Here is an 11,953-nt window from a genome sequence, read left to right on the forward strand (position 1 = left end):
AATGGCTGGTCAGGGTAGAGGGCGTCCAGGCGCTATTCGCAAAGGAGCAAAGAAGGGATCGCGCGGAGTTGGTTCCGGTGGTCAGCGTCGTCGGGGGCTCGAAGGTAAAGGGCCGACGCCGAAGGCCGAGGATCGTACCTATCATGCTGCCTACAAAAGGAAGAAAGAGGCGGAGGCTCGCGCCAAGCGTGCAGCTGGCCCGAAACTTCGAGGGTTCCTTCATACGCCGGAAGGATATGAGCTGATTTGCGGACGTAACCCCGTGGCAGAGGCTGTTGCCAGCGGTGTGCCGTTCGAGCGTGTATTCATTGTTTCTTCGATGTCAAATGATCCTCGTGTGACAGAAGTTGCCCAGGCAGCAATGGAACGTGGAATCGCACTTGTTGATGTTTCGCGAACGGAACTTGACAAGATGACTGATGGGCAAGTGAATCAGGGCATTGCGATTGAAGTTCCTGAGCATGAATATGCCGATCTTGAGGATTTGGTTGACCGGGCAGCTGATTTTGGCCGTCCAGGATTGATTGTTGCTCTCGATTCGATCACAGATCCACACAATCTCGGTGCAGTCTTGAGGTCTGCCTCCGCTTTCCATGCTGACGGCGTCGTGATTACTGAGCGTCGCAGTGCGCGTGTCAACGCCACTGCATGGAAGGTGAGTGCAGGCGCTGCAGCACGCGTGCCCGTTGCGCGAGTAACGAATCTCGTCCGCGCATTGGAGGATCTCAAAGCACAAGGCTATTTTGTTGTCGGTCTTGCTGGCGGCGGGGAAGAGAGCATTTCTACTCTGTCGCTTGCCGATGTCCCATTGGTGCTTGTGACCGGCTCTGAAGGCGCAGGGATTTCTCGTCTTGTCCGCGAAACATGTGACGTGATTGCTCAAATTCCGATCGCTTCTGAGATGGAATCTCTTAATGCATCCGTTGCCACTGGTATCGCGCTTTACCAGATCGATCAGCTACGCTCAAAGTAGGAAAGATTCGAGGAGGAATCATGGCATTTTGGAGGCCCGTTACCGGGCACATTCAGAGGCTCGATCCGGAACTGGTGTCAGTTGCTGATATTGAAAAGTTTTTTGCTGACGAGCGGATCGTTGCTCGTGGCCGTGCTGATGATGACTTTGGCTATGATTTTGAGGTTGTGATCGCTGGACGCCGGCGCCGTGTTGCAACTGTTGATGAAGATGGCGAGGTGTTCCGCGGTCGCGGTGTCCACGAACTTGCGGAAGAGATGCAGCGAGTGCTCCGGAAAGTCTCGGTGGAGCTGGATGGATCCGTGCTCTACGGAGAAATGGATTTAGGATCGGTCTTTGTCACCGATGATGATCTTGATCCGTTGTTTGAAGAGACGCTTGAGAGTGAAGATTCGCAGAGTTTTCTCGACCAAGAAGCGTCTGCTTCCTCATCGGGTGCAGAGCGTGGCATTGGCCAGGTGAAGTTCGTCAATCCTGCTAGTCCGGCGTCGGCCGACGCGACGGTGACATCCGATTCGGCACTCACTCCGCCGACTCCAGATGCTGCGACTCTCGCAGCCCTGGCAGGGGAGAGCGGGCCGAGTCTTGTTCTCGCCGACGTGCCAATGAGCGAGCTGCCTGTGCTGGCGACTGCAGAAGCTCAGCCAATTGCTGTGGCAAAACTTGATGAACTGCGAGTCCTCGTTGCTCGAGATCGTTTCAATCTTAGGCGCGTGGCGCTTCCTCGACCGAGTGTCATGGTGGCTCTGACCGTTCCGGCTGACGGGAACCCAAAGCTTTTCGTCAAGCGTGACAATGTGCGACTGCGCTGGCGCTGGGAAGGTGAAATGCCTGTCGTTGAATGGATCGCGGCGGCACCTCAGTCACCTGCCGCAGTCTTTGCGCATGACGAGCTTGGGGCGGGGGCCGTGGCTCGGATGGCCGTGGCTGATGCGGTGTCGGCGTCGTTCGCTGATGTGCGTGCCGCATTGCTTGAAGAACCGCAGAATGGGGCAGAGGCCTTAATTCGTGCCCTCGGACTTGGGGATGAATATGTTGAAGTGCTCGTTGAAGGCGCGCCACTGGAAGCTCTCGGGACGCGTATCTTCGAGCCGTCCAAAGGCACAGAAGCGTTTGAAGAAACAGTAGCGTGGGAGCTCCTGGGTGAAGGAGCGATTGCCTCACCTGTAATGAATACTCTACGTAAGGTCACCGTTGAACGTCCGTGGGTTCCGGGAATAATGGCGGCTGCGGAATCTGCCCTCGGTGGCGCATTACTGGTTCATGGGATCGGCAGAAAACAAAAAGGAAAACGCGCTGGATTGTCACTTATTGGAGGCGGACTGCTTTTAGCGTCTGGTGTGGCGCGAGTACTGACCACTAATTGGATGATGAACGTGATGAATCGTCAAAGTTCCCGTATTGAAGAATGGAAGAAGGAACAATGAGCCAGATAATCGAACCAACCGAAGAGAATCTTGACGCTTTTTGGACGAACGCCGTCACGCATCTTCGTTTTGAACCAGTTGCCGGTGTCACGGGACAGGACGATATCGCTGCTCTGAGGCCGCCTGCATTTGCTTTTGGAAGCACAGCCGAGCAGGCGAATGAAGCAGCAATCCTCGTTCTGTCTGGTAAGAAGCGCGCAACAGTGAGCTACAAGCCAGAATATGAAGCCGAGGAGGTTCCGCTCCCTCGCGCCGGTGAGTTCACCATCATGGTTGACGGTGCAGGAATTCCTCGGGCTCTTTTGTCGAATGAACGCGTTGATGTTCTTCCCTTCCGTGAAGTTGGTCAGGATATTGCTCAGGCTGAAGGTCAGTCAGATCTTGCGCAGTGGCAAGAAATTCATCGCGATTTCTTTACCGCTGTGGCAGCAATGCTTGGGCATGACTTCTCGGAGTCAGACGAAATCGTCGCGGAGATCTTTACTGTGGCTTATCGGGCAGAATGAGAAAATTTTTCACATAAACAAGGCACGTCACCGGTCTATGGTCTCATATGGTGAACACCATAGGCCGGTGGTTTGTCTACATGGTGGTCTGCGCCTTACGATGATCTCCCGAACACCATTTGGTGTCCCCTTATATTCTCACGAAGGAGACGCAATGAGTTTCGGCTGGAAACTTCACGGTAATGGCATTTCTATTGCTCCCGGGGAGGTGGTGTTGCCGAACGAGCGTCTGAGTTGGCCGATCACAATCGGCATCGGCGCCCAGCACGTGGTTGCAATGTTTGGCGCAACGTTCCTCGTTCCTCTATTGACTGGATTTGATCCGGCAACAACGCTTTTCTTTACAGGCGTTGGAACGTTACTTTTTATTGGTATTACTCAAGGGCGGCTCCCAAGTTATTTGGGGTCGTCCTTCGCTTTACTTGCCCCAATTGGAGCGGTGACAGGTTACGTGGCAAACGGTGGGGCGCCGCTCGACTCTCACAAAGCCGCGCTTGCTTCGGGAGGGATCATCGCGGTCGGCCTGACGCTGGCGGCAATCGGTGTGATCGTCCACTTTGCGGGTGCCAGCTGGATTGATCGTCTTATGCCACCGGTGGTGACAGGGGCAATCGTCTCGCTTATCGGCTTCAATCTCGCTCCTGCAGCGTGGAATAATGTGAAAGCTGCGCCGGTCACGGCAACGGCAACAATCGTCGCGATCCTCCTCGTCACTGTGTTGTTCAAAGGAATCGTTGGCCGCTTGTCGATCCTTATTGGTGTAGCAATTGGCTACGTCGTGGCAGTGTTCCAGGGCGAAGTCGATTTCTCCGCGATCTCACACGCGCCACTTATCGGCTTTCCGCGCTTCCACGCACCGGCTTTTGACTTCACCTTGCTTGGGTTGTTTATTCCGGTGGTTCTCGTCCTGATTGCGGAAAATGTTGGCCATGTGAAGTCTGTGTCTGCAATGACCGGTCAGAATCTCGACGACGTGACTGGGCGTGCGCTCTTCGCCGACGGTATTTCTACAGCACTTGCAGGTAGCGGTGGTGGTTCAGGCACGACAACGTACGCTGAGAATATCGGCGTGATGGCAGCAACGCGCGTGTATTCGACGGTGGCGTACGTGGTTGCTGCGCTTTTCGCACTCACCTTGTCGATGCTTCCGAAGTTCGGCGTGCTCATCGCTACGATTCCTCCGGGTGTTCTCGGCGGCGCTGCGACGGTGCTCTACGGCATGATCGGTATGCTCGGTATTCGTATCTGGGTCCAGAATCGAGTGGATTTCTCTGACCCGGTGAACCTCAATACGGCGGCCGTGGCAATGGTTCTGGCAATCGCCAACTACACGCTGGTTGTCAATGGAATGGTTTTCGAAGGTATCGCCATGGGGTCATTCTCCGCGATTATCATCTACCACCTCATGCGAGCGATCTCGCGCTGGCGTGGCACGTCGATCGAGAGCGCTACTCCGGCGTCGGCGCCTGCAGGTAGTGAGCTGGAAGGCGACGCGCCGCATATTAACCCGAAGCATCCGCGTGCTTCTGCGCTTCCGATGACGCAGGCCCAGTAGCGCCTGCCACTGAAGGTGCGCATAGAGAGTTAAAGAAAAGTAATGGTGGGGAAACTTCTGTGAAGTGAAGTTTCCCCACCATTACTCTTCAGCGAAATTGAGCTCGCTTGTGGAGCCTACTTATCCGCGCTCTGGCTCTGAACTGCTTGGCAGCCTTCGATGGGTTGCATTGCGGCAGCAAATTGTTCAGCGGTGGGCTTTTTCACCATGTCCTCTTGTGTCGAGCCCATGACGACGTAGACTGTGTCGTTTGCCTGAGTGGAATCGAAGGACACAGTTGAGCCGGGGAAATACGCACGCAGCGTGTAAGCTGCATCGATTCCGCTTGCTCCTGCAAATATTGTGGCAGATGGTTTAAGTGTTGAGCCAGACCAATTGGTGGCGTCAGTGACCGATACTCCGGCAGTTTTTAGTGCTTGGGCAACTTTGGCTGCCAGGCCAGCACGTCTCGTTGAATTGTATACCTGTGCGGTAATCGTCTTCGGATCAACTGGCTTATCGGAAGTCGGGCACGGAACGGATACTGGCTTGGCTGGGGCTGAGAAGCCGGGATCGAATGGGAATGGGATCAGGCCAGTCCAGAACACGGTAGCCAGAAGAAAGAGTCCCATCATCGTGGCAATGATGGAGCCAAACACGACAGTCTGCCGGCGTTGAAGATGTTGCCGGTATTGTTCACGGGCATTGGTTTCGACGTTCACCTTACTAATTTATCGTGCCTTGTGTGTTCGTCGCACGCGTGCGGTGAATTAGCGTTCAGTGGATGGCATTTTGTCTCTGACCAAGGCGAAGGCCCGAGTGCTGGCCTGAGGAGTACTGGCCTGAGGATCGGTCAGCGTAGTCAAATATGGAAATACCTGGGAGTGGAGTAAGAGTGATTTGATATGATCGTCACGTCTGCGGGGGGGGGGGGGATTCTCCTTGCAAGAAAGGAACCACGTGTCAATGAAAAATATCAATACTTCGCGCTTCTGGCGTAAGCCAGCTGCCGCCTTTGGTGCAGTGGCGATTGCAGCGTCGGGTCTTGCAACGGGTGCCGGTTTTGGCGTGCTGGGTACGCAGAACGTGGCTTATGCGGCAGGCGAGTCGCCAGCTAGTGGAGGTGGCCAGATCGTCAAGGGTGGTGGCACCATTAATGGTGCCACGTTGCCACTTTCGAGTATCATCGAAGCTGAGGATACGACCACTGATCCTACTCCGAATAAGACAAAGTATGGTGTAACTGGTTCAGTTTCAGAGCTTCAGAAACTCGTGCGAAATGATTACCTCGGCGGTGCTGTACGTGGTAAGACGCCTGTTGATTATGGGCAGGCCGTAGGTGTTGAAGGCGTAACGGTGTATGCTCGCTGGATTGAACAGAACCAGCAGGGAACAATTACTTATGTTTCGCCTACCTACAAGACTAAAACGCTCAACGATGGACGTTTTGGCCTAATTCTTAAGCCTTACACCGATGCCAATGGCACGAAGCGAGTATTCACCGGCCAAGCTGAGGCGCTTGCTGCTGACGGTGTTCGCGAGAAACTTCAAACCTGGATCGAAACCCCGGACGGCAAGATGATGATCTTGAACCCAGCGGTGACACCGATTCCGGCGGCTGGAAACCTTATTACGCCGTCGTCGAAGACATTGACCTTCAATCCTGGAACAAATAGCGCCGTCGATGTTAACTTCCTCATCGCGGACCGCCCTGATGCAGAAGATTGGAAGGCGAAATTTCTTCCAGCAGATGTCGCCAAGGATGCCGTCACAGGTGCTGACAAGTATCAGAAGCAGGCCGTCGATACTTCCCGCAAGGGGAATGGCACTGCTTCGGGATTCGGCTACTGGAATTTCCAGCGTGCGGCGAATGCAAATCAGCTTTTCAGTTACAGCAGCAAGGATTTCTCTGATCCAGCCTTGTACAAGACCCCGATCAAGGTTTCGTACCTGTCAGATCACGCGTTGAATGAGATCGTCAAGTATCTTGGTGAAAACCCATCGAAGTTCGATAATCGGACAAAGCCAAATATGGATATTTCTGGTGCGGCATGGCGTCCTTCGGGCTGGACCTGGGAGAATGAGACGACACTCCAAAACTGGATTAATGAAAAAGTCAAGGCTGACCCAGCAAAGTGGATTGCCGAGACCATCGAGACCGAAACTGATCCAAACGGATGGTACTCGGTGAAGTTCAACGGTACGTTCGGAAATGCATACAATAAGCGCGGCTACGACGATGGCGTTTCTGTTTATTCGAACCTTTCGCGAGATAACGGCACGATGTACAAGTTGCCGAACGGCAATCAAGTCAAGGCATACGATCTATTCGGAACTGTTTCTCCGTCGGCTGATCTTGGTTCGTGGAAGTCGGACATTACTACTCGTGGTGACAACTTCCCCAAGCACGTGAACTGGAACTGGATGTATGCTGCGCCAGTTGTTGATCCTGCGTTGGGTGCTGGCTACACGGACCCCTTCTGGGGTGGACGTTGGTCGGGAGATCGAGACCTCGTTGGTAGCAGCTTCGGCCCCGCATCAGCACTTCCGAATGGTACCTACCAGTGGTTGTCTGCAAATCAGAAGATTGAGAACCTTAACTTCGGCATGATTCCGCAGAAGCTCTTCTTCAATGTGACTCCGTATGACAGTGGCACAAATCCTGCTGCTCCGAAGGACACAGCTCACACGCAGACCTACGGAATTGTTCCACTCGGTCCGGATTACAAGTATCAAGTGAAGTGGGTCAAGACGCCGATCGATGACTCTGGTAAAAGTATCGGTGGTACCGTGCCGGCAGATGAAGTTGGCAACGGCGGTATCGTGCCGATTACTATCGGCAATGACGGCTCGATTAGCGATGCGCCGATCACTGTAGACCCTGATACGAAAACTTCTTACCAGGCCATTCTGCAAATGGTTGACAAGGGCGGAAAGACTACCGATCTCGGTTACGACTCCTTTATCGCCACCCCAACTGTTGTTAAATATGAGCCTGTGAAGGCTCCAGAAGGCAAGCCAACTTCTGTTCTTCCAAAGGCAGATTACAACGGCAAGCTCGACGGTAACGGAGAGAAGCCTGAAGGCGCAACGTTCTCAGTGAATGATGCTGACCTTCCCGAAGGTTACACCCTGGTTGAATCGAAGGAAAAGGTCAATGCGCCTGGAACGATCTTCATGGATTCCGAGACTGGTGAGCTGACTGTCCAGCCTAAAGCTGGCGCGAAGGCAGATAATTCCGATGTCTTTACTGTGTCAGTAATCGTGAAGGACAAGAATCAGAAGGTCCTCGCTACTGCAAATGCGCAGATTGATCCGCAGCCTACCGATGCTCAGCGCTTCGAACCAAACCCGGTTAAGGAAGCCACCACGACAGTGGGTACTGCGATCACTACCGACCCGATTACATTTGACGATGTCACAACGGATGATAAGGAAGCGATCAGTACTGAGGCTGAGGACGGGCCGCTGTCGAAGACAACCTTTACTCTTCCTGAGAACCCAGAAGCTAAAGCGACTATTGATGCTGCTACCGGCAAAATCACTGTTCCGGCTGATGCTCCTGAGGGTAAGCACACCTACCCCGTTACGGTAACTTATCCGGATAAGACGACCGATACCGTCAGCGTTGTTGTCAATGTCAAGCCAAAGGTTCAAGAAGCTGACATTTACGCTCCTGAGTACATTCCAGCTAAATTCCCGAATGGCACGGCTTTGAGAATTCACGCGCCTGCCGATAAGAGTGGAAAGCAGCTCCCGTCGAATACGAAGTTCGCTCCTCAGGATCAGAGTAAACTTCCAAAAGGCGTGAAAGTGAACGAGAATGGCACGATCTCGATCAACCCTGAAAACGGCCTGAAGGTTAACGAAGAAACCACCATCCCTGTTACTGTCAAGTATCCAGATGGTTCTTCCGAAGTAATCGAAGCTAAGGTCACCAAGACCCCGAATACTGCAGATCAGACCAACCCAGGTGCAGGAACTGCTGAAGGACTGCCGGGTAAGGGTGTGCCGGTAACATTCGACGGTACAGATAAGATTCCCGCAGACTCCACTATTACTGCGAATCCGAAGCCAGGGGCCAATACCCCTGCGTTCACCTTTACAGTAAATGGTGAAGGCGGCGTGAAGGTTAACATCCCAGAAGCAGCAACACCTGGTACATATGATGTGCCGGTAACTGTTACCTACCCAGACCGGTCAACCGACACAACCACCATCACTGTGAAGGTTCTTTCGGGTGAAGATAACCCGAATCCGCCGACTGGTGCTTCGCAGCATGTGACTTTTGGCGTCAGAATTGATGGCAAGGCTGTGCTTTCGGGCGGGCCAGGAGCGTTTGACAAGAACCTGCCAGCATCTCTCAAGGATCTCGTTGTCACCCTGACCGCGCAGGATGGCAAGCAGTACAAGTCCACTGATGGTGGTTCGACCTGGCTTGGTACGAAGGACTTCCCCGTGGTAATGAACTTCGGTCTTGCCGATTTCAAGCCAGGCACCTACACGGTTACAGTCGATGGTGAAGAGGATGCTAACAAGGACAAACTCGTTCTCAAGGCGAACTCCCAGCTCCGTGACGGTGCGAAGATAGAAATTAAGGAAGAGACTCCGAATCTGTTTGTTGAGTTCCTCAAAGACTCTGACGGTGACGGCGTGAATGACGACAAGGATCTGTGCGCGGGTACTGAGTCGGGTTCACGGGTTGACGATACCGGTTGCTCTATCTCGCAGAAGTATGACGCGAAGTACGCCGACACAAAGATCAAGGGTGGAGCAACCGAGAGTGCTTTCCCCACCTTCGACGACGTTACGACGCCAGAGAAGGAAACAGCTAAAGACATTCCTGCTGGAACGACGTTCAAGCTGGATCCTGAGTTCGAAAAGAAAACAGCGACAGACTACCCTGGTTACACTTTCGCTGTTGACAAGAACAACGGTGAAGTAAAGGTGACGGCACCGGCTGACGCCAAGGATGCCACCATTAAAGTCCCTGTCGTTGTCACATACAACGACGGCACTGACGACGTGACGAAGCTTGTCGAAGAAAAGGTAATCGCGAACTTCACAGTAACGCCATTGGATAATGCGAAGTATGATCCAAAGGTCACCCCGATCACGAAGGACTTCGGCACGCGGACCACTGAGGATGAAGTGAAGAATGCAGTGACTGTTCCGAACTTCCCGAAGGATGGCAAGCAACCGAAGATCACGGTTGATCCGGGTCAGACCATGCCTGATGGTAAGACTTCTGGTGAGACTAAAATCAAAGTCACGGTGACGTACCCAGATGGTTCGGTCGACAAAGTCGTAGTTCCGGTGACTGTTCGCGACATGCCGTGGATGGAGATTGTCCCGATTGCTGGTGTTGGGGCTATTGACGATCAGACGGTTGTTGAAGGTAAGCCGATCAAGGACGTGGCCGTAAAGACTGCGGATAAGGATGCGAAGGTCTCGATTTCTGGTCAGCCTAAGGGTATTGAGCTCAAGGATGGCGTGATTTCGGGTACTCCGATCGTGTCTGATTGGGGCAAGGATGAGGAGTCGCGTGATTTCACTGTGTCCGTGACTGCTTCTAACTCTGATGGTTCGAAGTCGAAGACTACGTTCGTGATCACTGTTCAGCGCGATACTAATCGTGATTCGGATGGTGATGGTTTGAGTGATGATCAGGAGAAGAAGCTTGGTACTGATCCGAATAAGGCTGACACTGATGGTGATGGTCTGAAGGATGGTGACGAGGTCAATAAGTTCAAGACTGATCCGAAGTCGGCTGATACTGATAAGGATGGGGTCAATGACGGTGATGAGGTCACTGGTGCGAAGAACCCGTTCAAGGATGGTAAGTCTGATCCGAAGGGTGAGCCGGGGAATACTGATCCGAATAAGGCTGATTCTGATGGTGATGGTGTCAAGGACGGCGATGAGCTGAATACGAAGGTTGACCCGAAGACCGGTAAGACTGTTTCGAGTGGTGACACTGATGCTGTTACGGATCCGAATAAGGCTGATTCGGATGGTGATGGTTTGAGTGATGATCAGGAGAAGAAGCTTGGTACTGATCCGAATAAGGCTGACACTGATGGTGATGGTCTGAAGGATGGTGACGAGGTCAATAAGTTCAAGACTGATCCGAAGTCGGCTGATACTGATAAGGATGGGGTCAATGACGGTGATGAGGTCACTGGTGCGAAGAACCCGTTCAAGGATGGTAAGTCTGATCCGAAGGGTGAGCCGGGGAATACTGATCCGAATAAGGCTGATTCTGATGGTGATGGTGTCAAGGACGGCGATGAGCTGAATACGAAGGTTGACCCGAAGACCGGTAAGACTGTTGCTGATCCTCAGGCGACTGACAAAGTTACCGATCCCAACAGCTTCCCAGCAACACCGCTCGTACCAATTCCAAACGTCACCTACCCAGGCGAGACCAAGGTTGAGCAAGGTAAGACAGCCACCATCCCTGCTCCGAAGGATAAGGATGGCAAGTCCCTTCCGGAAGGCACCAAGTACGATCGCACGCCAAAGACTCCAGGTTGGGCCAAGGTGAATCCAGATGGTTCGCTGATCCTTACCCCAGGTAAGGATGTCAAGCCTGGTAAGTACGACGTCGAGGTGAAGATCACCTTCCCGAACGGTACCTCTGTGGTCAAGAAGGTTCCGGTAACGGTCCTTGGAGCGGTTCAGTAGGCTCCGAAGGCGTCACCATTGAAGAAGGCACTGCCCTTCACTGGTTCGTCGGTTGCTGGTCTTGGTGGAATGGCTGTGGTTTTGGTTGCTGCAGGTGCAGTAATTGCCGCAACTCGCCGCAAGGAAAGCAACTAAATGAGAGCACGCGAGAGGGAGACTTCTCGTAAGTGACACAGTGGGCCCGGCGCTAAAAGCGCCGGGCCCACTGACGTTGTCATACATGAAATCGAGATGTGAACGTTGAGAGGAATCCAGTTGACTCTCAATGAAATTGTCAAGCTCCGATGAAAAACCCGGAGGCTTGATTTCCAAGCCTCCGGGCATTTGGCGGAGGTAGGGAGATTCGAACTCCCGAGGGCTTGCACCCAACACGCTTTCCAAGCGTGCGCCATAGGCCGCTAGGCGATACCTCCACGCACACCACAATCGTGGCGTGCCCATTTATCCTACGTGTTCCGTGGAGAAAAAGAAAATCGAACCGAAGCATTTTTTGCGGTGGAATGTGCCACAAAATAACAAGTACTACATCGTCTTCTCAGTGCGACAGACCGCTCATTTTCGTGAATCCGCTTGGCGTTACGTTGGTAAATTCGGTAACCTGGAGCAAGACTCCTCACGTGGCGTCATCTGATGTAACTCCCCAGGGCAGGAATGCAGCAAGGAAACGTTAGCTCTGGCGGGTGCGTGGGGAGTCCTCATTTTCTCTCACGCGTCCTAACATGCGGAGCTAATCATCAGACCGTTCAGGTATTTACCGCTGGCGTAACGATGAGCCTCCCCCTCCCCCACATCGCCCACATCGGCGAAAGTGATCACAATTTTTTGT

At 53.2% G+C, this 11,953-nt stretch carries 7 protein-coding genes, 1 tRNA gene and 1 other RNA gene; 7 read left to right on the plus strand and 2 right to left on the minus strand.

Features of this window, described 5'->3' with window-relative positions; all coding sequences use genetic code 11:
- Nucleotide 1: 1 nt before the first annotated feature.
- From rlmB to P7079_RS00980, 4 genes are all read left to right on the plus strand, one after another.
- Nucleotides 2-973: a 23S rRNA (guanosine(2251)-2'-O)-methyltransferase RlmB gene (gene rlmB / locus P7079_RS00965; protein ID WP_278012980.1), complete on the plus strand. Its 972-nt coding sequence runs from the start codon at nucleotides 2-4 to the stop codon at nucleotides 971-973.
- A gap of 20 nt (nucleotides 974-993) precedes the next feature.
- Entirely contained in the window at nucleotides 994-2,400 is a 1,407-nt protein-coding gene (locus tag P7079_RS00970; protein WP_278012981.1) for a hypothetical protein, read from the plus strand.
- Complete coding sequence (locus tag P7079_RS00975; protein ID WP_278012982.1) at nucleotides 2,397-2,906, plus strand: ASCH domain-containing protein; 510 nt, start codon at nucleotides 2,397-2,399, stop codon at nucleotides 2,904-2,906. Before P7079_RS00970 ends, P7079_RS00975 begins: the two co-directional genes overlap by 4 nt.
- 154 nt (nucleotides 2,907-3,060) lie before the next feature.
- Complete coding sequence (locus P7079_RS00980; protein ID WP_278012983.1) at nucleotides 3,061-4,461, plus strand: uracil-xanthine permease family protein; 1,401 nt, start codon at nucleotides 3,061-3,063, stop codon at nucleotides 4,459-4,461.
- Nucleotides 4,462-4,577: 116 nt separating this feature from the next.
- Here P7079_RS00980 and P7079_RS00985 read toward each other — a convergent pair whose 3' ends face one another.
- Nucleotides 4,578-5,162: a LytR C-terminal domain-containing protein gene (locus P7079_RS00985; protein WP_278012984.1), complete on the minus strand. Its 585-nt coding sequence runs from the start codon at nucleotides 5,160-5,162 to the stop codon at nucleotides 4,578-4,580.
- A gap of 244 nt (nucleotides 5,163-5,406) precedes the next feature.
- Between P7079_RS00985 and P7079_RS00990 the strand changes: the two genes are divergently transcribed.
- Nucleotides 5,407-11,127, plus strand: a complete 5,721-nt coding sequence (locus P7079_RS00990) for a Rib/alpha-like domain-containing protein (RefSeq protein ID WP_278012985.1) — start codon at nucleotides 5,407-5,409, stop codon at nucleotides 11,125-11,127.
- A gap of 18 nt (nucleotides 11,128-11,145) precedes the next feature.
- Nucleotides 11,146-11,262, plus strand: a complete 117-nt coding sequence (locus P7079_RS00995; RefSeq protein ID WP_278012986.1) for an LPXTG cell wall anchor domain-containing protein — start codon at nucleotides 11,146-11,148, stop codon at nucleotides 11,260-11,262.
- Between the two features lie 190 nt (nucleotides 11,263-11,452).
- On the opposite strand, the gene P7079_RS01000 is transcribed toward P7079_RS00995, so the two are convergent.
- A tRNA-Ser gene (locus tag P7079_RS01000) sits at nucleotides 11,453-11,540 on the minus strand.
- Nucleotides 11,541-11,731: 191 nt separating this feature from the next.
- On the opposite strand from P7079_RS01000, the gene ffs reads away from it, so the two are divergent.
- An RNA gene (gene ffs, locus P7079_RS01005) (signal recognition particle sRNA small type) lies at nucleotides 11,732-11,827 on the plus strand.
- Nucleotides 11,828-11,953 lie beyond the last annotated feature (126 nt).

Source organism: Arcanobacterium canis (genome assembly GCF_029625435.1).
GTDB lineage: Bacteria > Actinomycetota > Actinomycetes > Actinomycetales > Actinomycetaceae > Arcanobacterium > Arcanobacterium canis.

What these genes read in the sequence shown, in the direction of transcription:
- rlmB (WP_278012980.1), top strand. Translation starts at nt 2, where the DNA reads ATGGCTGGTCAGGGTAGAGGGCGTCCAGGCGCTATTCGCAAAGGAGCA.
- P7079_RS00970 (WP_278012981.1), top strand. Translation starts at nt 994, where the DNA reads ATGGCATTTTGGAGGCCCGTTACCGGGCACATTCAGAGGCTCGATCCG.
- P7079_RS00975 (WP_278012982.1), top strand. Translation starts at nt 2,397, where the DNA reads ATGAGCCAGATAATCGAACCAACCGAAGAGAATCTTGACGCTTTTTGG.
- P7079_RS00980 (WP_278012983.1), top strand. Translation starts at nt 3,061, where the DNA reads ATGAGTTTCGGCTGGAAACTTCACGGTAATGGCATTTCTATTGCTCCC.
- P7079_RS00990 (WP_278012985.1), top strand. Translation starts at nt 5,407, where the DNA reads ATGAAAAATATCAATACTTCGCGCTTCTGGCGTAAGCCAGCTGCCGCC.